Raw genomic sequence first — 23152 nt, forward strand, 5'->3', positions numbered from 1 at the left:
TACGATGTTTTTCTTTCAAAAAGAAGGGATATCTACACGATGGATTTCATTAATGAAATGATACTAAAAGAATTAAAGGCAGATAGTCGAATTTCTATGAGCGAGCTAGGAAGAAGGGTTCACTTATCTGCACCAGCAGTTCGTGAAAGAATAAGACAATTAGAGGAACAGAAGGTCATTAAGAGATATACGTTGGCTATTAATAAAAAAGCATTGGGTTATCCAATTGAAGCGATTGTTGAGGCGACAATCAAAAATAACCGCTATGCAGACTTTAAAGAACATCTGAAGGTTTATACAAATATAGACTTCTGTTATCGCATTTCAGGTGAGTCATGTTTTTTATTAAAGGGGCATTTTCAATCTTTTCCTGATGTAGAGCAGTTTATTGATGCATTACAGCCATATGCACATACAAAAACTAATTTTATTTTTTCAGATATATGTGAGGACGTTTAGATGAAAGGAGATATGTATGGAAATCAAATTATTTGAAGAAGAAATTGATGATTTAGTTCATTTATTAACGCAAAATAGATGGTTGTATCACACGAATTCCTACTTAAAAGAAGAGGCTATACGAGCTGCATATGCCGAAGGATACTATCAGAACAATCGTGAAACACATTGGATACTTGAAGATGGAGATAGAGTTGGAGTTATTTTTATTCATGATATAAACGATACGATCCCTCTTTTTGATCTCCGTTTAGATGCAAATTATCGAGGCAAAGGATATGGTGTCAAAGCACTTCATTGGCTACAAGAATATCTGTTTGCCGAAAGAAAGAAAATTCGTATTGAAGGCTACACAAGAGTTGATAATATAGGAATGCGAAAATGCTTTAGTAAAGCTGGCTTTGTGAAGGAAGGGTATTTAAGAAATGCTTGGGAAAATGGGGATGGTACCGTGACAGATAGTATTGTCTATGGTGCCATTAAAGATGATTGGGTAGTAGGGAAGTCGACACCAATAAAAATAGATGAAGTCCCATTTTAAAGTATTTGAGAGGAGTTTCAGCATGGAAAAAGATGTATTAAATGCCTTAAGAAAATCATGGTCCATTCAATCAAGTTCTAAATGGAGTGTGGACAACCCTGCAAAAGGACAATGTGGCGTCACTTCATTAGTTGTGCAGGATATTCTTGGAGGAGAAATTAGAAAGACATTTCTTGAGGAAGGCTGGCACTTTTATAATGTCATTAATGGAGAACGAAAGGATTTCTCCGAGGAACAATTTCCATGCCTAATCGACTACCAAGACATTGATTCAAATAGAGAAGAGGCTTTTCAAGATACTAATGACGGTCAATATCGTTATTTAAAATCACAAGTTTATATGCATTTAGGAAAGGCAGAGAATTAATTTTCTCTGCCTTTTTAATTTAAAAACAAAGTTGTTGACGTTTATAAAAATTTCGTGCTATTATTATCTCGAATTCAAGATAAATAAATTCAAGATAAACGAATTCGAACCTTTAGCTTCGTCAGGAGGTATAATTATGGGGTTTTTTAATAAATTCTTTCGTACAAAAAAAGAGGAGGAACAAACAATGGCAGAATTAAATATCGGTATTATTATTGGATCAACTCGTGAGGGTCGTGTAAGCCCTCAAGTAGCACAGTGGGTAAAGGAAATTGCAGATCAACGCGGAGATGCCAATTATACAGTGATTGATATTGCTGATTATAAATTACCATTATTGGGTGAGCCAGGACAGGACGCTTCAGGAGCACAAGGTTGGTCAGAAATTATTGCTAAACAAGATGGCTTTGTATTCATCGTACAAGAATACAATCACTCTATTACAGGGGCATTAAAAAATGCACTAGACTACTTACGTGTTGAATGGAATAACAAAGCAGCTGGAATCGTATCTTATGGTTCTGTTGGTGGTGCTCGTGCAGCAGAACATTTACGCGGAATTATGGGAGAGCTTTTAATCGCAGATGTGCGTGTTCACCCAGCACTATCATTATTCACAGATTTTGAAAATGGCACAGAATTTAAACCAAAAGAAGTACAAATAGATTCAGTAAACCAAATGTTAGACCAATTGATCCCGTGGTCTAAAGCGTTATATACAATTCGCTAAGCTTTTACAGATTGAGGTAGGGATAAATTGGGCACAGTATAGGTGAGAAAAAAAGTCATGAAAGGGCTTGTTAACATGAAAAAACATACAGCAGGTATACACCATATCACAGCGATCGTAGGACATCCACAAGAGAATATTGATTTTTATGCAGGAGTATTAGGTTTACGTTTAGTAAAGCAAACAGTAAACTTTGATGATCCGGGCACATATCATTTATATTTCGGTGACAAAGGTGGAAAACCAGGAACAATCATCACCTTCTTCCCATGGGCTAATGCTTATCAAGGACGTATTGGTGATGGTCAGGTTGGCGTTACAACTTATGTTGTACCAGAAGGGGCACTGCCATTTTGGGTTAATCGCTTAGCGAAATTCTCGATTCCTTTTCAAAAAGCTGAACGTTTTGGTGAGCAAGTCATTCAATTTGATGATCCGCATGGTTTGCATATTGAACTCGTTGCACGTACGGAAGGTGAAGTAAATGAATGGTCATTTGGTGAAGTAACACCTGAAGTTGCCATTAAAGGTTTTGGTGGAGCTACACTATTCTCAAGTCACCCTGAAGAAACTGCCAAAGTTTTAACAGAAGTAATGGGTCTTGAAAAGGTAGCGACGGAAGGTGACTATACGCGTTTTACTTCTAGTGCAGAGATCGGCAATACAGTGGATTTAAAAATAGTTGCAGGTCAACGTGGCCAAATGGGTGTAGGAACTGTGCATCATATTGCGTGGAGAGCCCAAGATAATACAGATCATTTAGAATGGCAAGAGTATGTGATGAATCATGGACAACATGTAACAGAAGTAAAAGATCGTAATTATTTTAATGCGATTTATTTCCGTGAACCTGGCGAAATCTTATTTGAAATCGCTACAGATCCTCCTGGATTTGCTCATGACGAGACACCAGAGACAATGGGTAGCCAATTAATGTTGCCACCTCAATACGAGCAGCATCGTGAACAATTAGAAAGAGCATTAATTCCGATTAAAGTACGTGAGCTTGATTAAGCAGGCTTGCAGGATCAAGCTAAGCTAAAGTTGGCGAGATTTTTGAGATAGAACGTCCACAATAGATTTACAAATAATGCGAAAATGTTGATAGTCAACATTTTCGCATTTTTTATCTTTATATTAGAAGGTGAAGTGCTAATCAAAAATGGAGTGCGCGTGCCATGGCATCTAAATAGTTCTGAATAGCCTGCTGACTTACTTTTGCTTCTGGCACAAAGACATCAAAACAATGGTAACTGCCAGGGTAAAGATGGAATTCAACATCAATTCCTGCCTGTGCAAGACGTGTTACATAATCAATCGTTTCATCGAGAAATAAATCAAGTTGGCCAATACATATATAGGCTGGCGGTAATCCTGTTAAGTTTTCAGCTCTTGCAGGGACCGCATACGGAGAAAGTGCAATGATGTCCATTTCCTCTCCTAAGTAAAAACAATGCCATTGCAACGACGCTGACATTAGTTAAATAATAAGTCAATGCCCCTTTAGCAGTGCTAAAGGGGTATTGAAAAAATAAGAAAAAATGCACAAATTTAGTTTATAAAACATAGGATGAGTTTATAATTCCTTACAAGCCCATGCGTCAATCTCAACCTTTAATGCAGGTGTAGCAAGAGCAACGACATACATTAATGTTGTGCATGGAAGATGTTCCTCCAAAAAGTCATTGATAATTTCCTTTCGTCGATTAGCATCCATATCCCCCACTAAATAAAATACGAGCTTTGTAATATCTTGAATCTCCATATCGGCACTAGCTAGATTTTTGTTAATATTTTCAAGTGCTATCTTCAATTGTCCTATTGCATCTTCAGGTATAGATCCATCGGTCATCATGCCAATCTGTCCAGATAACGTTAACGACCTCTGAGGTCCTGTCACCTCAATTTGATGAACATAAGGAGCAACGGGTGGATGAATGTTCTGAGGGTTTCTCGCGATTTTCAAAGAATCAGTCCTTGTCTCTATTTTATTTATATCTCTAATCAAAATAGCATAAAGTAATAGTTGATAAAAGTTCTATACAAATACCATTATAAAAGAACATACAAATTGGATATGCTGGATTAAAGGGTTATAATAGATTTATAGAATTTTGGCTAATACGCTGATAAAGCTTTCACAAAGGATAAAAGTATCGACTTTTTAATTTGACAAGACATACAATTCACTTCACCCCCGCCTTAGGTTTTATAGAGACACTTCTAAAAGAAACATACATTTCGTCTTATTTTGAAGGTAGATGGCTATACTCATTAAATGAGAGGGAAATTTTTACATAAGAATGATGCGTATTGTTATAAATCAATTTTATAGTGTAGCCCTAGGTAGCAGAGGCAGCGAGGCCGTTTTGTAGAAGGAGTGAATAAATGAATAATTTCTTTCGGAGTAATGGATTTAAGCGTTTTATTATTCTAGTTGGCATTGCTCTTGCATTATATTTAATGCGTAGTATGATCAATCTAATTTTACTTACGTTTATTATTACTTATTTGATGAACCAGCTTACGACAAAGACAACGAAAAGCATAAGAAAATACACGCCAATGAATGAAAAAGCTGTGACGGTAACGTTATACCTTTTACTTGTTGCAGGTATTGTTGCAGTCATTTACAAGTATTTACCAATTGTAACCCAGCAAATTACGCAGCTTTTCGACCTCATTGCAAGTTTTAATCTCGATCCAGATGACAATGAGATTGCGAGATACTTAGCACCAACTTTTGAGAAAATAGAGCTCGGGAAATATTTAGAGCAAGGTGTGGATTTAACTCTTAAAAATATTACGAATATTGGTAAAATCATTATGCAAATTTTGATTTCGCTAATATTGAGTTTATTCATCTTGTTAGAGAAGAATCGTATTATTGAGTTTACAGCCAAGTTCAAGGATAGTAAAATTGGGCCGCTTTATGATGAGCTTCATTACTTCTCAAGAATCTTCATCCGCTCTTTTGGCAAAGTAATTGAGGCCCAATTTATTATTGCTGCTGTTAACTGTGTATTATCCGTAATTGCCCTTTCCATTATGGGCTTCCCACATTTGATTGCACTTGGAATTATGCTCTTTATTTTAGGCTTAGTTCCAGTCGCAGGAGTTATTATTTCGTTAATACCACTAAGCATTATCGCATATAGCATTGGTGGCTTGATGTACATCGTCTACATTTTAGTCATTGTCATGGTTTTACACGCCATTGAAGCATACTTCTTAAACCCAAAGCTTATGTCCGCAAAAACAGATTTACCGATTTTCTATACGTTTATGGTCATTCTCTTCTCGGAGCATTTCCTTGGTGTATGGGGACTAATCATAGGTATTCCACTATTTATGTTTATGCTTGATATTCTAGGTGTAACCTCCTCGGAAGACCCTACGAAGAAATCGGTGAAAGTACCAACTGAAAAACAAATGGAATAGTTCTAACAAAGGAATCATCTACACATCTGATGATTCCTTATTTACTGCACAAGAGGTGTTTATATTGATAAAAGGCCCACAGGTCTATTTAAGAGAAATACGTGAGGAAGATAGCGATAGTATTATAAGATGCTTTCAAAATAAAAAAACCGAACTATTCGAAACACTTCGTGAGCGTTTTAGTGAATAGTTCGGTATTTTTGTTGGCTAAAACCCTTTTTTCCCCGTTTCTTTTATTTAAGCATGTTTAGGAGATGCAAGGGTTCTTGGATTTTTTCTAATGTACAAGTAAATAAGCAAGGCTGTAATCCCTTCTGCTACTGGGAAGGTCCACCAAATGGCCTGCGAGCCAAGTATCTTGGGGAGTATGATGAGAGTAGGGATAAATAAAATAATACTACGTAGTAACATAATTGTTGTGGCTATACGAATTTTTTCAATGGATTGAAAGAATTCTGCGAACACCATGTTGATCCCTAAAAATACATAGCCAATGGCGAAATGAACAAAGCCCTGTGCCGCCATACTGCGAATTTCAAATGAGCTATCTCCGAATAAAGCCATTAATTGTGAAGGGAAAATAAGAGCTATAAGAGCAGTTGTTAACCCTAAAATAAATGCGGTAGCTAAACCGATTTTTAATAAAGCTGTTAATCTTTCTAGTAATTTTGCACCGTGGTGATAACTAACTAATGGTTGTAGGGCCATACCAACGCCAAGAAAAATAGTCAGCAAGACAGTATGGATATAATTGACCATTGCATAGGCTGTAACGCCATTTGCGCCTAAATAATGTAAAAAGGTAACGTTATACAAAATAACGATAACTGCAACGGAAGCTTCGACAATAAAGCTAGGTAAACCTATTGAAAAAATTTTTTTCAGATCTGATAGATTAAAAAATGAAGTGACAAACTTTAACTCAGATTGAGGACGGAAAAAATGAAGACATAGCACAGACGTACCTATAATTGTGGCTATTGATGTCGCTAAGGCACAACCAGTCACACCATAATCTAGTACGAAGATGAAAACATAATTTAAAAGTATATTCAAAACCGATGTTGTAATTAAGCCCAGCATAGCTAATTTTGGGTTGCCATCATTTCGAATAAAAATACTTAAGAGATTTTCAATTGTGTAGAATACCCCAAAGAGCAAAATGACATGTAGATACTCCTGCACATAAGGATACGTATCATCGCTCGCCCCAAATATATAAGAAATGTCCTTTAGATTTAACGCGAGAAATCCAATAATTGTGATGACAACCACTAGCATTATAGAAAACGCCAATGTAAATAGTTGATGAGCACGTTGCTTATTGCCCTCTCCTAGAGAAATCGAGAAAAGGGTAGCTCCTCCCATGCCAATCCATAGAGAAATAGAAAGTAAAATGGAGAAAATAGGAACAGCGATATTAACTCCAGCTAAAGCTGTAGGTCCCACGCCATGACTAACGAAAATGCCATCTACCAATATATTGACGGACATTAAAAGCATCCCGATCATTGCAGGGAATAAGTATGATAAAAATAATGGCTTCAGTGGTCTTGTTTCAATTGGATTAATGGTTGTCATAACCATGCACCTCCAAAACCATCACTTTTTCCCCTTTATCATCTAACTCACCATTAAATATAAAACCGAATTGTTTATATAGTTGGATAGCTACAGCGTTATTGTCATAAACACTTAAATATATCTGAAGACAGTTGAACTTTACTGTTAAATATTGAATAAGCTGCTGTAAAAAATGTTTTCCTAAACCTTGTCCTTGGTATTGTTCTGCAATTAGATAGCGATCAAGCCATACGCGTTGACTGTAATCATCATGAGGGAATAAGCCGTACATAGCGAAGCCTATAGCGGTGTTATCTTTATACAGACCTAAAGGCGTAAAGCGTCGATCCATTTCTGCTTCTGCTAAGCACTGGTCTGTAGTTTCAATAAAATGTTGCTGACTGTCAGCGATGCGTAATGCTAAAATTTCTTTCTTGTTAAAAGCTGTAATGTCACGAATCTCCGTGAACATAATGTCAAAACCTTTCTATTTTTATTTTGAATAGATACAATCTAAAGTATATAGTAACTATATAGTCAAGGGAGGAAGCTCAAAAAATGCTTAATAAAAATGTAAAATATTTTACAACCGGGGAATTTGCAAAATTATGTAAGGTAAATAAACAGACACTTATTTATTATGATCAAATTGGTTTATTATCTCCCATCATGAAGGATAGTAAGGATTATAGGTATTATTCACTTGCTCAATATGATTTTTTCGGTGTTATTGAATTATTAAAGGCAGTGGGAATGTCCTTAAAGGATATTCAGCGGTATATGGCAGAGAAATCACCTGAAAATTTTTTAGAATTGATGCATCAACAAAAAGAGCATGTTGCGAAGAAACGTAGAGAACTAGAAATGATTGAGAATATTATTGATGTTAAAATCAAAACAACAGAGGAAGCACTGCATCTAAATTTTAAGGACATCACGATTGAGTACTTTCCTGAAGACACATTATATTTGAGTAAAAATATCGAGAATTCCACAGAAGAGCAGTTTGTGAAGGCTGTATCTGACTTTATTGAGGAGTTGGATCGCTCTCAATTAGATACGGGGTATCCAATTGGAGGGATAACAAGAAGAGAGCAAGTGTTAGCTGGAAATTACGACAACTACAGTTATTTATATATTGAGCAACCTCATCCAAGAGAAGGGCATCCTTATTTTAAGGCGATAGAGGGTGAATTTGTGATTGGTTATCATGTTGGCCCCTCTTCAAAACTTGGTGAGACATACACACGGTTATTTAATGTCATGCATGAAAAGGGGTATGAGCTAGGCCAATATGTATACGAGGAATACATTTATGATGCTGTAATGGAAAATCGAGAAGAAGAGTATGTAACCAAAATTATGATGGAAGTTAATAAAGTAAAATAAAACATAATAGAAAAGAATGAATATAGCTGAGTCATTTATCATATACGAAGGTTTAGATGCCAGTAAAATAATAGCATTTTATCATCCTGTTTAAAGTTATCCTAATCAGTAAATGATTTCCTGACGATAAATAAGAAGTATGACATCACATGGGTTTTATGTGGAGGTTAGAGACAATGTGGATTGAGCGTTGGAATCATTTAGTAGAGCGATTGAAACAACAAGAAGCTTGTGTACATCCGATTGAAATACAACCAGTCGCTACTGAGCAAGAGTTACTGCAGGTGGAGGCAAGACTGGGTGTACAAATCCCTAGTGGATTTCGTCAACTATTGCAAAATTGCTCAAAGCAAGTAGGTATTTATTGGTCAATACCTGAGGAGGCGATCCTTCCTATTGAATTGCTTGATACGCCTTCTGGGGAGTTTGGCTGGAGTTTAAACGACTTAGACTTTCCTTACTTTGGAGAGAATGATGAATCGGATGAACAGCAATATTTACAATTTTTTACGGCAGGTAATGGAGATGCTCTTCTCCTTAAGCTCGAGGATGAAACGATTTGGTATTGGAGTCATGAAGAAGATGAGTTTGATTTGCTTGCTGCCAGCTTTCATTCGTACGTTGATAATATGACAGCTTTAGGGTGTATCGGAGTAGACTGTGGACAGCATCGTCAATTTTGTAGCGAAAATGGATTGGATATTGAATTGGCTAGCTCACAATTATGGCTAACTTGGCTAGAACAATATTTAAGCTCTAATTTACAGCAGGCTCAATCCGGCTTAGATTCTTTACTTCATTATGTTTCCATGCATGGTGTGAAAAAAACAAGCGTGCAGGAGACATTTTTGCATTTTGATGGTGTGCAGGTGTATCAGGCACTTCGACATAAATTAGAGCGCGCTCAATCTCCATCAGAACAGAAAGCGTGGAGTGAAGTTTTAGTCAAGGTATGCCCGAGTGAGGCAGGAAATTGGGCGAGGGAACTTTGGCAAGTACAGAGTGACGTACCAGACTGGCTGCGTGATTATGTAACAGCACATTGTTTACCAGCTGATGAAGGACTTTCTTTCATCTTAATGGATATCGAAAAAGATAGAATTGATGCCTATACTGCCCTGTATCGTCTACGTCAATTTCATCACCCAAATATCATAGACTGGATGAGATCCTATGTCACGTTTCCCCTTGATGGATGGGATACACTTTTAGCTGAGTCACAGCCAAGTGCAGAGACGTTATACGAGTGGTTAAATGGCAACGAAGTAGAGAGGCTAACATCCATTCGTGCCATTTGTCAGATGATGCAGCGTGGAATCACACCAACAACTATGATAGACGAAGAAAAATGGCACCCTTTGCTGGCGTATTGGGTTGAACATGAGGTGCTACGGAAAAATAAACAGCTGTTTAGCCAAGCACTTAGTTGTTTGGAAAATTGGATATTAAAATGCTATATGCAACGAAGGGGAGAGTAGATTGAACCATTTTACGATATTTGCTTCCAAAAATGATACGGATGATATAGAGGATAAGCTATCTGATATATTAGCAAAAAGCTTTACTATTGAAAAAAACGATAATGAATATTTATTAAAATCAAGAGGTTTATTTAATAAATATAGATGCACCATAAACATTTTAACTGAAGATACGAACCCTGATTATTTTGCAAAAAATATACCTGGGATGATGGGCTTTTACAATTCAATTCCATTTAAAGATGAACAGCTAAAAGAACAAGTAATGATTCAAATATCCGTGCTCAATACTGTCGTTGCAATCGAAATGGACAAAGAGATGACAGATGACCATATGCAGCAATTTATAAAATTACTAGCAAGCATAGGGGGGATTGGATTCCTATCAGATGGTACTTTGCTGGATCAAAATGGTATGGTTATCGTTTATCCTAATGGAGAATCGGGTCCATCTGTTTTTCGACCACATGCTTGTACAAGAAAGATACATGCACATGAGATGACGTCAGCACAGGGAGAAGCACGAAAAAATAGAACGATAGCTTTTTTAACGGATAAGGAGATTCCTTATGCATCATCACTTCCTCAGCTACCACCAGTAGAAAATCTTCAATTTAAAAGCCAAGAGGATATTGCAAGAAGAGCGGTTGCCCTGTTAATTGTTATTCAATTCGCATGTGATGTAGCACAGAGGGGTGATATTGAGGAGTCTAGAGAATTCTTTACCAATATGCTACGAACATATGGGGTGCATGAATTTTTAACGGAGCATGAAAAATTCTTTCTTGAGGCTCAGCATCCTGGTGCTCAAGAAGCAGTCAATATATCATGGCAATATGAAGCCTATTGGACACTTATTTGGGCATTGGGGCTTGTGGAAGAGCTAAATTTCCCTGACGATGTATGTGATTGTGAATATGCAATTCAAGTAGTTTCCCGTTGCGAGACATTTGAGCAATTTTATGGTCAAACGGTACTGCGCAGTAAGGAAGATATAGTGGATGAGGCGGATAAAATTTACAGATTCCATTGGGCTTGTGTAGATAGCCGCATCAATGGACAAGAAGCTCCTTTAGCATTAAATGAAAGTGTTGTGATGGAAAGACGGAGAGGCTTATTTTGGATGATTGGATATCAAGGCGAAGAATGGGATACTATATCGATGGATACTTAAAATAATAGCAAACTAGGAAATCTAGTTTGCTATTGTTTAATAAGAGAGATTATTTAATATAAGTTGGTTTATTCACCTGATCTATTAAAAGTATACCATCGTATTGGTCGCGCGGAACAAGACTTTCCTGTATCATTCCCCAACTATAGGATAAGCGTGGTTCAAACATCCATGAGTTGCCTCGTTCATTTTGTCGATTGCGTAAATCGATGAATGTGTAAGGTTTATTTGTTGAAGACAGAATATCTTCAATAGATCCTTTGACAGGAGGTAAAACAGGCATAGGTTCTCCCATATTATTTGATGTCTCTCCACTAGTCATGTATAGACCTAATACATAGCTATATTTCTTATAGATATCAGGTAAACGTTCCCCCATTAATTTAACTGGGTAAGGAGATCCCATTACATCCGATTGTGCTTTACGAATATGATCGTTATGAGCCCATACAATAAACTTTTCTGTTGGGTACACCTCTTCAGCTAACCAAAGTAAGTTCTCCATCATCGCTTGATCTCGCCATTCCATAGTTTGCAAAAATGATTCTATATTATTTTGTTCAATATCGATATTGGACTGAATTGTTAACTCTATATATTCGTCTGCTAGTCGAATACGATCTGCTAGAGTGCGATCCATTAGTTTTACAATATGAGGCTCTTTTGGATAAGCTGCCTGTAGCTCTTTTTCTTTGATTTGTATTTCTGATTTTACCTGTTTATACACATCAATTATAGTAGCTTTTACTTTTTGATAGCCCTTCAAATCTTTTCCCGAGCTCCATTCAGCAAGTTGCTTCTCAGCTTCATTGAATTGCTGAGCCAACTTAGGGTTTTGCAGCCAATCTCCGTTCGTAAATGCTCCTTGCTGTTGAATATCGAAGCCAGTAAGTACAAGAGGTTGCTCTGTTGCTTGAGTCGATTTTGCATAGTCAAACAGAGGCAAAGTTTCTTTTGTCCACCAAACGCCGAAAATGGCATCCTTCATTGTTTGTAGAGCTGCTTGTTTATCAATTTGTCCTTGAGCATTCATCACATTACCCATACCACTTTCAAAGGCAAGGACATTATAGCCCATATCTTGATGTAAAAATTGTATTAAACGTGTTTTCGCTAGATTGAATTGCGCCACTCCATGAGAGCTTTCCCCTAAAAAGACAATACGTTTATCATGTAATAAAGGTTTTAGCATCTCTAAATCGTCAAATTTGTTAGCGGGAATTTTTTGTCCGTCAAACGTTTCAGGCTGGATGGATGACAGGCTGTATGCATGGTCATTCACCCATTTTTTCCAATCAAGTAATGTTTCATTAGAAGTCCTAGCTTGTTTGACGGCAGAATCGTTTTTAATAATCTGCTCATTTACAGGGACAGCAGCAGAGACATTTACTACTCCACTTACTGTCATTAAACTTGCCAATGCAAAACTTAATAAAACCTTATGCTTCCTAGCTTTCCTCATTAATTATCAGCCCTTCACTTTATATTGATACTAATTATAGAAAGGCAAGTTTAAAGTTTAGGAAGAATTTGTTTAAAATTAGTTTAAATTTAGTATGTAAAAAAGAAAAACACCTCCAATTGATGGAGGTTGAAATGCTATTTATAGTGATACGTACTTGCTCTTACATGGTTACGTTGAATTTGGTTAAACCATGCACGATCCTTTTCTTCTTGTTTTAATGTACCAACAATGGAGGAAGAGCAGCTCACACAAATTTTAGCTTGTGTAATCTGTCCACATCGTTCACATGGTGCCCCTAAATTAGGGAAAATGGTGTTCTTTAATTTTCCTGCTTTTACCCATTTATAAAGCAATTCGGATGATACGCCTGTTAAAGCGACAACCTCATCGTTTGTTAGGTAGCGATTATTTTTTCTTAATAAAAAATGATGTAGCTCTGAATATATATCCTCTTCTCTCACATCAATTTTCTTTTGAAATAGCAACATAACCAATCATCTCCTCGTCCCATTAATTAATGATTTCATTAATTGTTATGGGTTGTTCGTCATATTTATAATTTTCCCAACGATTGCGTGCAAGCTTACGATATTTCGTCGAAACATTTCGATCTGCAATTAAACGTGAAAAACCTTTTTTAGCTTCAGGGATATCACCAAGTCGAAGGCTTAATTCAGCATGTAAAAACTGAATTCTCTCTCCACCTTCTTGATTGGAGGCAAAGGATTTACTATAAAAATCTCTAGCAGCAAAAAGGTAGCGCTTTTCAGACTCTTCGTCCTTTTTTAATCGATAGAGCCAAGCAATTTTTAGAGCGAAATTAGCCATTAAAAGAGATTCTTCCATTGACGCACGGGATACTAAATAGGCGAGCTTAAAACTGATAATGGCATCATCAATTGTACGTTCCTGACAGATATCCATAGGTTTCTGGAGCTCTTTAATGTATAGTTCATCAATGAGGAGCATGAAAGGTCCATAAGTTCGTGTCATCGATTTATGGTAGGCATAGCCACAATGTGGACATACAGCAACTTCATACAGCAAAGGGTTTAGGCCATCATAAACAGGCATGAAATCCGTTTGTTCTTCGATAATTTTATATCGATTAGGGCGAACTTTATATGTGGTAAACTGCTTTTTGCAAAATTTACAGTCTACACTACTTTCATAGTAGTAAATGTTAAATGCCATAAGAATCAACTCCTTTGCGCGCTATTTCTTTTGTTCTATTTATACGTAAGATTTTATCGTTCAATGTGTTTAAGGTATTATCTTTTATTTTAACAATTTTGTGTTCTTTGGTATACTCCTTTAGAATTATTAAATTAAAAATATTCAAGGAATTTTTAGTTAAATATTATTATAAATACGCTTGTAATAGTTTTTATCGGTGTTGCCAATGGAAGTTATATAGCTTGCTGAAAGTTTGTCAAAATACTTTCACATGTTTCATGGGAGAAAAATTATAAATTGGTTCTAAATGACTATAAAGGAGGTGCTCAAAATGAAGTATAATATCGTGTTTTTTGATGTAGACGGCACATTGATTAATTACGAGGATGGCTGTGTGGAAGAAAGTACCAAACAGGCTATTCAGCTATTGCAAGAAAAAGGAATCCATCTTGTAGCGGCTACTGGAAGACCCTTATCTATGTGCTATGAGTTAAAAGCGCTGGGGATTGAAACCTTTATTACTGCAAATGGGGCCTATGTGAAACATAAGGATCTTGTCATACATAAAACTCCGATTGCCAAAGAAATTGTCCGAAATGTACAGGCATTTGCACAGGAACAGCAGCATAGCCTAACCTTTTTTACTGAGCAGCTATCCATGAATAGCATACAAAGTCCAGTAGCTTTAAGAGCGATGCAGGAAACTTTATCTTTACGGGATTTTCCAATTATAAATGAAAACATTGTAGATGAAGAGGTTTTTCTCATGTGTCTATATGCAGATGAGCTGGCTGAAAAAAGATATACTAGCCAATTTTCGAATATATTTTTGCAGCGATGGCATCCTTATATTGTGAATGTATTACAGCAGGATGTTTCGAAGTCAATAGCTATTAAAGCTGTACTGGATCATTTTAACATCGACCCTGAGAATGCGATTGCTTTTGGGGATGGGGATAATGATATTGACATGTTGGAGTATGTAGGATTAGGAATTGCCATGGGGAATGGAAGCACAGCTCTAAAAAGTGCTGCCAATTTTGTTACAAAGAAATCTACTGATAACGGTATCGATTTTGCTTTACGTCAGCTTCAAGTCATTTAGAGCACTGAGGCTACACTATATATAGCAGGTAGATTTTAATAAATTTTAGGTGGGATGATTTATGGCACATCACGTGCAGTCTCTAATTGAACATTACGGATACTTTGGAATTATCGTGATTCTAATTGGAGGTATTGTAGGGGTGCCACTTCCTGATGAGGTGTTTCTAACTTATGTAGGCTATAGTGTTTACCGAGAAAGTCTTGAACATATTCCTGCTTTAGTCAGTGCAATGATTGGTGCGGTTGGAGGCATTACCTTAAGCTACTATATTGGTTATCGTTTTGGCTTACCGTTATTGCAGAAATATGGGCCTAAAATTCATATTACAGAGCAAAAAATTGACTTTACGAAAAAGATGTTTACAAAAATAGGACCTACCCTATTATTAATTGGCTATTTTATCCCCGGGGTACGTCATTTGACAGCGTATATTGCGGCTATTAATAATTATCCTTATAGAAAGTTTGCGCTTTTTGCCTATACAGGGGCATTTATCTGGACGTTCACATTTATATCATTAGGAAAGATGCTTGGAGAGAAATGGCGATTTGTTGGATACTATCTGACTCATTATAGTATCTATCTTATCCTTTTATTTATTGTAGGGATGCTCATTGCTTACTTTCTATTCAAAAAAAGAAATGGACAAACATAAAAGTCGGTATACGCTATACCGACTTTTATGTTATGGCAAAATAGCAAATGAGCGCACAGGGAAGCCAGATGCTTTTTCTGGCTTAGGTACGATATTGAAGATGATAGCGCCTTTCGCAGGTAGCTTGTCCAAATTTGTCATTAGCTCAATTTGATAGGTGTCTTGTTCAAGTACGAAATATTCACCATCTAGCTTGCCATTTTTACGAAAATCGGCGGCAGAGTCCGTATCGAATGTTTCATGACCAATTGCGCTTACCTTGCGTTCTTTTAGTAAAAACTGTAAAGCTTCTAAACCCCAGCCAGGGATATGGTTATGTCCATCTGCATCCTTATTACTGAAAGCTTCTTTATCTGGCCAGCGCTTACTCCAATCTGTACGTAATGCTACAAATGTTCCTGCTTCAATTTCTCCATGCTTGTCCTCAAAATCAAGAATATCTTCAACACTTAATGCAAAGTCATGGTTGCTTGCAGCCTCTTGTGATTTATCAATGACAACAAGGGGGAGAACAAGCTCTTTTAGCTCTAATTCTTCTAAGTAGCGAGTATCTCGCACAAAATGAATGGGTGGGTCGATATGTGTGCCATATTGACCGGGGAACGTAAATTGTTGGGCGAAGAAGCCATCCTTATGAGAGAATAACGTTTCAAATTTAGCGTCCTCAAACATAAAAAAATGTGGTGAATTTGGGCCGAATGTATGTGTTAAGTCAACCCACTGTTTCGATTTTAATAATTGCAATGCTTGTAAAAGTTCATTAGACATCGATTTCCCTGCTTTCTGTTAAAAATAGTGGTACATAAAAAGGAGTCCCCTTATAGAAGAGGACTCCTGCTGAAACAACGGTAGTTCTTCTCATCTTCAAGGCTGATCATTTTGCCAATTGGAATTAGCACCATACTGTTTAGCTGGTTGCTGAGACTTCATCGGGCCAATCCCTCCGTCTCTCTTGATAAGAAAAGTAATATAAGAATTTTCAGAAATAACAATACAAACACTTTAGCATAGTTTTTTATAGTTTACAAGTTCACTAGGAATTTTCACCAATTCAAATTCAAGGTGACTCCACAACAATCATTATCAATAAGACGTATTCTAAAACTGTCTGGTGTATAGTTCGTTTCAAATTTCATCGTAATGCCTGTTGATGTGATTAATTTTTCAACCTCTGTTTTATTTGAAAGTTGAGCAGCATTCATTAAATCATGTGCGAATTGTTGGGAGCTATCTATTTTATCCGTAAGTAATTGAGCTTGCTGCATCATCGCCTTTATCCGTGTTGCTGAAGCTTTTAATTTGTGTGTATCGACAGGTGGAAAAGGATTATTGGTCGGCATTGCTAGATGTTGAGAAAAGGGTCTAACGACAAAATGATTTGCAATTGGCGATGTTGGATAATGATAGGGATGAACAAAATACGGATAAGGATTGTAATACAAGATCATTCCTCCTATCCTATAGCCTGATATCTTATCTTATGTAGCCAAACGACTTTCGGTGTTATTTACAATACAATGTTTGTCCTAAACATTTAAAAAGGAAGCTAAAGTGAGCTTCCTTTTTAGCCAAGTACATCCAAGACATCATCAATTTTTTTACTATGTGATAAAATGCCATAATTCATCCATGTTAAAAAGTCTATTTCATAGACACAGTTGGTTTTAACTGCTTCTAGGTTTTTCCAAGTAGGTGTTTTTAAAATAGCACGTTCTTCATTCTCATGAATGGAATGTTGTTTATCAAATGTAATAAATAAATGATCAGCATCTAATTGCATCAATCGATCAAATGTCAGTTGGGCTTTACGTTGATTGGGCGGAATACGACATACTAGTGAATGGGGCATTAAACCTAAGTCATGATATAAAATGGGGCCCGTATAGCCACACTCAGGACCAGCGTATAGAGTGATGCCAATGGCTGAAATACGGAGAAATGCCACACTTTGCCCATAAACGGATTTACTAAGAATTCCTTTTGCTTGTTGTACTTTATCTTCATATTGTAGGATTACGTCTTGTATCAAGGAGGTTTTTCCTGTTAGATCAGCAATTTTAAATAACGTAGATTGCCAATTCTCACCAGGGTGTGAGAGATGGCAGATGGGGGCTACCTCATTTAAATGCGGAAAGGATTCCCAACGCTCTACACCAGAATCTAGCATAATTAAAGTTGGCTTATAGTAAAGGAGTCGATCCATTTCTCTATTTTGTACATCGATATCTGGCACTTCCTGTAGACCTAAATAGTCTTGTTTTCCCCATTTTGAATGACTGAATTGAGCAATTGGCGTAATCCCAAGGGCAACAAAGAAATCTTCTAAGAATGGTGCAAATACACGTAGATGGCTGCTTTGACTTCTTCGATATTGTCCTGGCGAAATGCCGACATGTTCTTTAAAACGACGATTGAAATAATACTCATTATTAAATCCGACAGACTGGCTAATTTCATATACTCGATCATTTGTTGTTATTAATAATTGCTTAGCTGTTTCAATACGAATGTTATTTAAATAGTGAAGAGGAATTTGTCCCGTAATATCTTTAAAAATGCGCGTATAATTCCATCTTGGGACGTCAGCTAACTGTGCTAGCTGCTCAACCGTCCACTCTTTTTCAAAATGTTTTTGTAATTGGTTAATGGACTGCTCAACAGATTGGCGATCATTTTTTTGCATCTGCCTGGGTATAATTTGATGCAAGAGCAATAACATCAGCTCTTGAAAGTGCACATGCTGCTCAAAAATCGTGTGTTCATCCTCCGCTAACCGGTTTTGATAGATGACTTCTAGCAGTAGATGACATTGTGAAAAGGGGAGAAGATGTTGTACTCTGATACTTGTAAAATGACTATAGGAATTCTGACTATTGCTAAGATTGACAATGTTGAATTGTAATTGATAAAAATAAAGGTGCTCACTTTGAATGTGAATACTAACCGTGTTATTTGGCGGTATCAATATGCACTTTTCCTCACTAAAATGAATGGTTTCATGATCTATTTCTAGCTTTCCGCTACCATTCATTACGATGAAAAGTGTATAGAAACCACTACTAATCAACAACTTGTTTGATGATTGAATTGCATAAGAGATATTTTGTAACGTATAAACATGTGTTAAGTTACCCATTGATAGTTCACCCCTTTTTGTTGAGTTGGAAGAACAACACAAAGAAAGCCCTCATTAAGAGCTTTCTTTCATGTTGTTGAAAAAAGATCATGTGACTAGCAGAAAAAGCCCTTTTAGCAAGGCGAGGGGGTTGATTTCCGCTCCGCCAGCGTCCTTTCCAGGGGGCGTCTGATGAGCCGCTTCACTCACTTGCGTTCGCTCCAGGGTCTCACCTGTGACGCTAAATCCCCTAGGAGTGACGCTGGCTCCACTCCAATCAACCATGCTGCTAACGTGTCTTTTCTTCTTTCGTACTAGCTGTAGGAAACAAAAAAGTCTATTAAAGAGAGGATAGGCACTTATTTCAATGTGAAGAAGTGATGAGTGACAATATCATCCATTTTCCCCTTCACAAAAGTGCTATTAAATTATTTTGTATTTTAACATTAAGCCAAAGAAAGCCCTCATTAAGAGCTTTCTTTTGTAAATTATTTGACGAACCATTTCTCTAGATCATCATACTTTAGCAAGTTGGCTGTGATTGCGCCAGATTGCCAATATGTGCGATCAGCAATATAGACATGCCCATTTTTTACAGCAGGGAGTGTTTTCCATAGTGTACTATCTAACCATTTAATGGCTTCTTGGTTCTCTTTAGACTCCCATGTACCGTTTGAAGGGAAAAGGATGATATGATCCGCATCTAATTCCGTGATAGCCTCTTCCGATAAAACCTCGTGGAACTCTGTCATATCACGGGCTAATGGATGAGGTGTTAAGCCTGTCTCTGTGTAAATATAGCCAGAGTAGCGATTTTTAATGCCAAATAACGCTAATGTATTATCTGCTACATTTAGTCGTACAACAGCAACTGTTTCGTCTTCGATTGATTCATCTAGTTTTGCTTTTAAATCGGAAACACGTTGCTCATATTGATCAACCATTTCTTTTGCTTTATCGGAAATATTTAAAACATCAGCTATTGTTTTCGCAATTTCACGTGGATCTTGTAGAATATCTTCTTTCAAGCGGTAAGTAGGCGCTACCTTTGAGTATTCATCATACTTTGCCTTGTCCGCGGCACCATCTACAATGATTAAATCAGGCTTGGCTTGTAATAATGTTTCCATGCTACCAGTAATGTCGAACTCAGGAACATCTAATCCTAAATAGTCCTGTTTTCCCCAAGATGGGTGATACCATTGCACAACGGGTTTTACATCCAAAGCAGTTAAATAGTCTTCCAAATAGATAGCAGCTACACGCTGTGGATTTGTAGGAATTTCTACTTTTCCAAACTCGTCTTCTACAATTCTTGTATCTTTAGATGATTGTTCTTCTGTAGCTGTATCCTCTTTTACTTCATTTGAGCCACAGGCACCTAATACGAATATAAGTGCAAAGAAAACTACAAATGAAAAATATCGACCTCTACGCATTTTATTCACTCCTATAGATTTACTAAAACAGTAAGGGTATTCCCTTAAATTAGAATGATAATCATTCTCGTTTGGTTCAAGTAAATTATAGGATACTACATATCAACAAACAATACACATTCTCTACTACTTTTTTATACAAAATGAAATTCAGAGAGTTATTGTTTTTTGTTATCGAAAAGTAACCATAAAAGTGTAACAATTGCAGCTAGCATAACCATCAGGAATCCGTATATAGGCGTATGCGCCAACGATTGGTGGCGAATAATAAAGCCTCCGATATATGAGCCTAAAAATATGCCAATATTGAAAGCAGAAATATTCAATGCTGAGGCCATTGAAATTGCTGATGGTATATATTTTTCAGATAGTAGAACAGCATATAGCTGCAATCCTGGGACATTCATAAACATGAACAATCCCATTGTCAGCACCATTATTAATCCCATAATAGGTGATTCAAGAGTAAAGCCAATGCCAAGCAATGCCAATGCAAGTCCAACAAAAATAATAAAGATGGAACGTAGCGGATTATGATTAGCAAAATGACCTCCAAGAGTATTACCGATAGCTACACAAATACCATAGACAACTAGAATAATGACGACTGTATGTGGGGAATACCCCATATATTGCTCTAAAATAGGTGAAACATATGTGTAGACAACAAAAGCACCGCCGTATCCAATTGCGGTAATGAATAGTATTAAGATCATTCGAATATTGCCTAATACTTTGCCAATATCACGGATAGAGATGGGGTTGCCTTTCGATAATTGGCTAGGTACTAAAAATGCATTACTAATTAAACCGACAATTCCAATGACAACAATAAAAATGAATGACATACGCCAATCTGTTACTTGTCCAATAAATGTACCGAGTGGGATACCTGTTACAGTAGCTAATGTTAAGCCAGTAAACATAAAGGCGATAGCACTTGCTCGTTTATTTGGTTCCACTACATCTGCTGCTATAACAGAAGCGATGGACATAAACACACCATGTGCTAATGCTGAAATAATACGTCCGATTAATAGTAATGCGAAATTAGGAGCTAAAGCGACTGCTAGGTTACCCACTATAAAAATGGACATGACAAGCAATAATACGGTTTTTCGACTAAGGCGGGATGTTAAAGCTGTTAGTAAGGGAGCCCCAACAGTTACCCCTAGTGCATATATAGAAACGGTTAAGCCAGCTGTGCTAAGAGAAATACCAAAGTCATCTGTAATTAATGGTAAAAGTCCGACACTGATAAATTCAGTGGACCCTATACCAAATGCACTGATAGCAAGTGCTAGTAAGGTAAGTTTAGCATTTGGCTTTTTTGATTTTGACATTTTACTACTATCTCCTTTGATTTTTTTTATTATGTGTAGTAATATTCATACATACCAAAAAGATATGTAGAGTACTTTTAGTTACTTTTGGATATTACAGGAGGTTTACGATGCAAAAAGTTTATAATATTGGTGTTGAAGCTACACTAGAAGTTATTGGTGGTAAATGGAAACCAGTTATTCTTTGTCATTTAAACCACCATGGTAAAATTCGAACAAACGAATTTCGACGATTGATCCCAGGTATTTCACAAAAAATGCTCACAAACCAATTAAGGGAACTGGAGCAGGCTGGGTTAATCAATCGAAAGGTCTTCAATCAAGTACCACCAAAAGTTGAATATTCATTAACAGCCTATGGACAAGGAATGGAACCAATTCTGAACATGCTTTGTACGTGGGGTGAAAAACATGTTGAATTATTACAGGATAAAGGTGAAGATGTACTGTTAAAACAACGTGATGATGATATTGCCATGCAGCAAACATCATAATGAGGGGAGAAAGAGGCTGGGACATAACTCGATTATATTGAAAAACAATAAAAATGGATATTAACTTTTCCACTTCAAGCAGTTAAATATGCCTTTCTAAATCAAAAAAATGTTAGACCAATTACATCTTGGTCTAACATTTTTTCTTTTTGTCCCAGCCTCTTTCCTCTTTTTAATGTTTATAGAGCAAAGTCAAATTCATCTGGATTTGGTCCAACACGTTGTTCACGATTCATCTCATTGATTAATGCCATTTCTTCGTCTGTTAAAGTAAAGTCAAAGATATCAGCGTTTTGCATCATACGCTCTCTACGTACTGATTTTGGAATTGTAATCACTCCATTTTGTACATCCCAGCGTAAAATAACCTGAGCATTTGATTTTCCATATTTTGTTGCGATTTTTGAAATTGTTTCATCTTCAAGAAGTCCACCTTGCATTAAAGGTGCCCATGCTTCAAGTTGAATTTGGTGCTTGTCACAGAATGAACGAAGCTCCACTTGTTGTAAGCGTGGGTGGAATTCCACTTGGTTCACAACAGGTTTAATATGAGCAAATGATAATAAGTTATCCAAGTGTGCCACAGTAAAGTTACATACACCGATTGCTTTGATCTTGCCTTGTTCATATAAGTCTTCAAGTGCTTTCCACGATTCAGCATATTTATCTTTACCAGGCCAATGAATTAGATAAAGGTCTAAATAATCTAATCCTAATTTTTTTAGGCTCTCTTCATATGCTGCAATTGTTTCATCATAGCTTAAACCATCGTTCCATACTTTAGATGTGATAAATAAATCTTCACGACGTAAGCCAGTAGATGCTCGAGCTTGTTTAATACCTTCTCCTACACCTGCTTCATTGCCATAAATAGCAGCAGTATCGATGCTTCGATAGCCAACCTCGATAGCATTTTTAACCATTTCTGCAGTAGCGTCATTTTCTACTTGAAAAACCCCTAAACCCATACCAGGCATTTGTAGGCCATTATTTAAAGTGATTGTATCTTGTAAATGAGTAATCATTTTTAGTCCTCCATGTTTTGTGATTATTGGATTGCTTACTCATTATGCTGCTAATAAACTCTCAAAAAAAGTACGTACTTTTTTGTGTCATAGAAACGTAGAGGTAACTTTTGTGAGCTGGCAATGATTAGAGGAATAAAAATATTTATTGATGATGAACGATTAAATAAAAATGTCACACCTGATT

The 23152-nt window shown here is 36.7% G+C and carries 24 protein-coding genes, 1 pseudogene and 1 riboswitch; of the genes and pseudogenes, 12 read left to right on the plus strand and 13 right to left on the minus strand.

The window, feature by feature from the left end; translation table 11 throughout:
- Window positions 1–39: 39 nt before the first annotated feature.
- The 5 genes from V1L66_RS01685 (at window position 40) to V1L66_RS01705 (ending at window position 3111) form a co-directional block, all read left to right on the plus strand.
- Window positions 40–459 carry an Lrp/AsnC family transcriptional regulator gene (locus V1L66_RS01685; RefSeq protein ID WP_016993434.1) on the plus strand — a complete coding sequence of 140 codons (420 nt, stop codon included), beginning with the start codon at window positions 40–42 and terminating at the stop codon, window positions 457–459.
- 16 nt (window positions 460–475) lie between these two features.
- Window positions 476–1000, plus strand: a complete 525-nt coding sequence (locus V1L66_RS01690; protein ID WP_312123882.1) for a GNAT family protein — start codon at window positions 476–478, stop codon at window positions 998–1000.
- A 22-nt stretch (window positions 1001–1022) separates the two neighbouring features.
- Window positions 1023–1367: a hypothetical protein gene (locus V1L66_RS01695; protein ID WP_312123883.1), complete on the plus strand. Its 345-nt coding sequence runs from the start codon at window positions 1023–1025 to the stop codon at window positions 1365–1367.
- Between the two features lie 136 nt (window positions 1368–1503).
- Entirely contained in the window at window positions 1504–2097 is a 594-nt protein-coding gene (locus tag V1L66_RS01700; protein ID WP_016993431.1) for an NADPH-dependent FMN reductase, read from the plus strand.
- A gap of 75 nt (window positions 2098–2172) precedes the next feature.
- On the plus strand, window positions 2173–3111 hold the full coding sequence (locus tag V1L66_RS01705; protein ID WP_312123884.1) for a ring-cleaving dioxygenase: 939 nt from the start codon (window positions 2173–2175) through the stop codon (window positions 3109–3111).
- A 142-nt stretch (window positions 3112–3253) separates the two neighbouring features.
- Here V1L66_RS01705 and V1L66_RS01710 read toward each other — a convergent pair.
- A pseudogene (locus V1L66_RS01710) lies at window positions 3254–3544 on the minus strand (alpha/beta hydrolase fold domain-containing protein); the annotation flags it as partial.
- A 129-nt stretch (window positions 3545–3673) separates the two neighbouring features.
- A complete protein-coding gene (locus tag V1L66_RS01715) occupies window positions 3674–4063 on the minus strand; it encodes a RidA family protein (protein WP_333004624.1) in 390 nt (129 codons plus the stop codon).
- 422 nt (window positions 4064–4485) lie between these two features.
- On the opposite strand from V1L66_RS01715, the gene V1L66_RS01720 reads away from it, so the two are divergent.
- Window positions 4486–5538, plus strand: coding sequence for an AI-2E family transporter (locus V1L66_RS01720; RefSeq protein ID WP_016993427.1), 1053 nt, complete (start codon window positions 4486–4488; stop codon window positions 5536–5538).
- 237 nt (window positions 5539–5775) lie between these two features.
- Here the strand turns inward: V1L66_RS01720 and V1L66_RS01725 are convergent, their stop codons facing one another.
- Together V1L66_RS01725 and V1L66_RS01730 are read right to left on the minus strand one after the other, a co-directional pair.
- Window positions 5776–7119 carry an MATE family efflux transporter gene (locus V1L66_RS01725; protein WP_333004625.1) on the minus strand — a complete coding sequence of 448 codons (1344 nt, stop codon included), beginning with the start codon at window positions 7117–7119 and terminating at the stop codon, window positions 5776–5778.
- Window positions 7106–7573, minus strand: a complete 468-nt coding sequence (locus V1L66_RS01730; RefSeq protein WP_016993426.1) for a GNAT family N-acetyltransferase — start codon at window positions 7571–7573, stop codon at window positions 7106–7108. The genes V1L66_RS01725 and V1L66_RS01730 overlap by 14 nt, the downstream gene beginning before the upstream one ends.
- Window positions 7574–7659: 86 nt before the next feature.
- Between V1L66_RS01730 and V1L66_RS01735 the strand changes: the two genes are divergently transcribed.
- The 3 genes from V1L66_RS01735 to V1L66_RS01745 all read left to right on the plus strand — a co-directional run bounded on the left by V1L66_RS01735 (window position 7660) and on the right by V1L66_RS01745 (window position 11145).
- Entirely contained in the window at window positions 7660–8490 is an 831-nt protein-coding gene (locus tag V1L66_RS01735) for a MerR family transcriptional regulator (RefSeq protein WP_333004627.1), read from the plus strand.
- Between the two features lie 176 nt (window positions 8491–8666).
- Window positions 8667–9968 (plus strand): SMI1/KNR4 family protein, encoded by a 1302-nt coding sequence (locus V1L66_RS01740; protein ID WP_333004629.1) that lies wholly within the window; start codon window positions 8667–8669, stop codon window positions 9966–9968.
- 1 nt (window position 9969) lies between these two features.
- Window positions 9970–11145 (plus strand): DUF4272 domain-containing protein, encoded by a 1176-nt coding sequence (locus tag V1L66_RS01745; RefSeq protein ID WP_333004630.1) that lies wholly within the window; start codon window positions 9970–9972, stop codon window positions 11143–11145.
- Between the two features lie 49 nt (window positions 11146–11194).
- Here the strand turns inward: V1L66_RS01745 and V1L66_RS01750 are convergent, their stop codons facing one another.
- From V1L66_RS01750 to V1L66_RS01760, 3 genes are all read right to left on the minus strand, one after another.
- Entirely contained in the window at window positions 11195–12607 is a 1413-nt protein-coding gene (locus V1L66_RS01750) for an erythromycin esterase family protein (protein ID WP_333004632.1), read from the minus strand.
- 137 nt (window positions 12608–12744) lie between these two features.
- Complete coding sequence (locus V1L66_RS01755; protein ID WP_333004633.1) at window positions 12745–13098, minus strand: hypothetical protein; 354 nt, start codon at window positions 13096–13098, stop codon at window positions 12745–12747.
- Window positions 13099–13120: 22 nt separating this feature from the next.
- On the minus strand, window positions 13121–13804 hold the full coding sequence (locus V1L66_RS01760; protein ID WP_036079623.1) for a DUF2225 domain-containing protein: 684 nt from the start codon (window positions 13802–13804) through the stop codon (window positions 13121–13123).
- A 313-nt stretch (window positions 13805–14117) separates the two neighbouring features.
- Between V1L66_RS01760 and V1L66_RS01765 the strand changes: the two genes are divergently transcribed.
- Both V1L66_RS01765 and V1L66_RS01770 read left to right on the plus strand, forming a co-directional pair.
- The gene (locus V1L66_RS01765; protein WP_333004637.1) at window positions 14118–14891 is read left to right on the plus strand and encodes a Cof-type HAD-IIB family hydrolase; all 774 of its coding nucleotides are present in this window, start codon (window positions 14118–14120) and stop codon (window positions 14889–14891) included.
- Between the two features lie 61 nt (window positions 14892–14952).
- Window positions 14953–15549, plus strand: coding sequence for a DedA family protein (locus V1L66_RS01770; RefSeq protein ID WP_036079620.1), 597 nt, complete (start codon window positions 14953–14955; stop codon window positions 15547–15549).
- Window positions 15550–15579: 30 nt separating this feature from the next.
- Here V1L66_RS01770 and V1L66_RS01775 read toward each other — a convergent pair whose 3' ends face one another.
- From V1L66_RS01775 to V1L66_RS01795, 5 genes are all read right to left on the minus strand, one after another.
- Window positions 15580–16317: a cyclase family protein gene (locus V1L66_RS01775; protein WP_036079618.1), complete on the minus strand. Its 738-nt coding sequence runs from the start codon at window positions 16315–16317 to the stop codon at window positions 15580–15582.
- A gap of 87 nt (window positions 16318–16404) precedes the next feature.
- Window positions 16405–16511: riboswitch (SAM riboswitch) on the minus strand.
- An 81-nt stretch (window positions 16512–16592) separates the two neighbouring features.
- Window positions 16593–16991 (minus strand): hypothetical protein, encoded by a 399-nt coding sequence (locus V1L66_RS01780; protein ID WP_333004640.1) that lies wholly within the window; start codon window positions 16989–16991, stop codon window positions 16593–16595.
- A 122-nt stretch (window positions 16992–17113) separates the two neighbouring features.
- The gene (locus V1L66_RS01785; protein ID WP_333004642.1) at window positions 17114–18685 is read right to left on the minus strand and encodes a helix-turn-helix domain-containing protein; all 1572 of its coding nucleotides are present in this window, start codon (window positions 18683–18685) and stop codon (window positions 17114–17116) included.
- Between the two features lie 467 nt (window positions 18686–19152).
- On the minus strand, window positions 19153–20103 hold the full coding sequence (locus V1L66_RS01790; protein WP_066037947.1) for an ABC transporter substrate-binding protein: 951 nt from the start codon (window positions 20101–20103) through the stop codon (window positions 19153–19155).
- A gap of 158 nt (window positions 20104–20261) precedes the next feature.
- Entirely contained in the window at window positions 20262–21446 is a 1185-nt protein-coding gene (locus V1L66_RS01795; RefSeq protein WP_333004645.1) for an MFS transporter, read from the minus strand.
- Between the two features lie 110 nt (window positions 21447–21556).
- Between V1L66_RS01795 and V1L66_RS01800 the strand changes: the two genes are divergently transcribed.
- Entirely contained in the window at window positions 21557–21940 is a 384-nt protein-coding gene (locus V1L66_RS01800; RefSeq protein WP_016992625.1) for a helix-turn-helix domain-containing protein, read from the plus strand.
- Between the two features lie 179 nt (window positions 21941–22119).
- Here the strand turns inward: V1L66_RS01800 and V1L66_RS01805 are convergent, their stop codons facing one another.
- Window positions 22120–22965, minus strand: a complete 846-nt coding sequence (locus V1L66_RS01805) for an aldo/keto reductase (protein WP_333004646.1) — start codon at window positions 22963–22965, stop codon at window positions 22120–22122.
- Window positions 22966–23152: the final 187 nt, after the last annotated feature.

This window comes from Lysinibacillus sp. IITD104 (genome assembly GCF_036698265.2).
Classification (GTDB): domain Bacteria; phylum Bacillota; class Bacilli; order Bacillales_A; family Planococcaceae; genus Lysinibacillus; species Lysinibacillus boronitolerans.

What these genes read in the sequence shown, in the direction of transcription:
- V1L66_RS01685 (WP_016993434.1), top strand. Translation starts at nt 40, where the DNA reads ATGGATTTCATTAATGAAATGATACTAAAAGAATTAAAGGCAGATAGT.
- V1L66_RS01690 (WP_312123882.1), top strand. Translation starts at nt 476, where the DNA reads ATGGAAATCAAATTATTTGAAGAAGAAATTGATGATTTAGTTCATTTA.
- V1L66_RS01695 (WP_312123883.1), top strand. Translation starts at nt 1,023, where the DNA reads ATGGAAAAAGATGTATTAAATGCCTTAAGAAAATCATGGTCCATTCAA.
- V1L66_RS01700 (WP_016993431.1), top strand. Translation starts at nt 1,504, where the DNA reads ATGGGGTTTTTTAATAAATTCTTTCGTACAAAAAAAGAGGAGGAACAA.
- V1L66_RS01705 (WP_312123884.1), top strand. Translation starts at nt 2,173, where the DNA reads ATGAAAAAACATACAGCAGGTATACACCATATCACAGCGATCGTAGGA.
- V1L66_RS01720 (WP_016993427.1), top strand. Translation starts at nt 4,486, where the DNA reads ATGAATAATTTCTTTCGGAGTAATGGATTTAAGCGTTTTATTATTCTA.
- V1L66_RS01725 (WP_333004625.1), bottom strand. Translation starts at nt 7,119, where the DNA reads ATGACAACCATTAATCCAATTGAAACAAGACCACTGAAGCCATTATTT.
- V1L66_RS01730 (WP_016993426.1), bottom strand. Translation starts at nt 7,573, where the DNA reads ATGTTCACGGAGATTCGTGACATTACAGCTTTTAACAAGAAAGAAATT.
- V1L66_RS01735 (WP_333004627.1), top strand. Translation starts at nt 7,660, where the DNA reads ATGCTTAATAAAAATGTAAAATATTTTACAACCGGGGAATTTGCAAAA.
- V1L66_RS01740 (WP_333004629.1), top strand. Translation starts at nt 8,667, where the DNA reads ATGTGGATTGAGCGTTGGAATCATTTAGTAGAGCGATTGAAACAACAA.
- V1L66_RS01750 (WP_333004632.1), bottom strand. Translation starts at nt 12,607, where the DNA reads ATGAGGAAAGCTAGGAAGCATAAGGTTTTATTAAGTTTTGCATTGGCA.
- V1L66_RS01755 (WP_333004633.1), bottom strand. Translation starts at nt 13,098, where the DNA reads ATGTTGCTATTTCAAAAGAAAATTGATGTGAGAGAAGAGGATATATAT.
- V1L66_RS01760 (WP_036079623.1), bottom strand. Translation starts at nt 13,804, where the DNA reads ATGGCATTTAACATTTACTACTATGAAAGTAGTGTAGACTGTAAATTT.
- V1L66_RS01765 (WP_333004637.1), top strand. Translation starts at nt 14,118, where the DNA reads ATGAAGTATAATATCGTGTTTTTTGATGTAGACGGCACATTGATTAAT.
- V1L66_RS01770 (WP_036079620.1), top strand. Translation starts at nt 14,953, where the DNA reads ATGGCACATCACGTGCAGTCTCTAATTGAACATTACGGATACTTTGGA.
- V1L66_RS01775 (WP_036079618.1), bottom strand. Translation starts at nt 16,317, where the DNA reads ATGTCTAATGAACTTTTACAAGCATTGCAATTATTAAAATCGAAACAG.
- V1L66_RS01785 (WP_333004642.1), bottom strand. Translation starts at nt 18,685, where the DNA reads ATGGGTAACTTAACACATGTTTATACGTTACAAAATATCTCTTATGCA.
- V1L66_RS01790 (WP_066037947.1), bottom strand. Translation starts at nt 20,103, where the DNA reads ATGCGTAGAGGTCGATATTTTTCATTTGTAGTTTTCTTTGCACTTATA.
- V1L66_RS01795 (WP_333004645.1), bottom strand. Translation starts at nt 21,446, where the DNA reads ATGTCAAAATCAAAAAAGCCAAATGCTAAACTTACCTTACTAGCACTT.
- V1L66_RS01800 (WP_016992625.1), top strand. Translation starts at nt 21,557, where the DNA reads ATGCAAAAAGTTTATAATATTGGTGTTGAAGCTACACTAGAAGTTATT.
- V1L66_RS01805 (WP_333004646.1), bottom strand. Translation starts at nt 22,965, where the DNA reads ATGATTACTCATTTACAAGATACAATCACTTTAAATAATGGCCTACAA.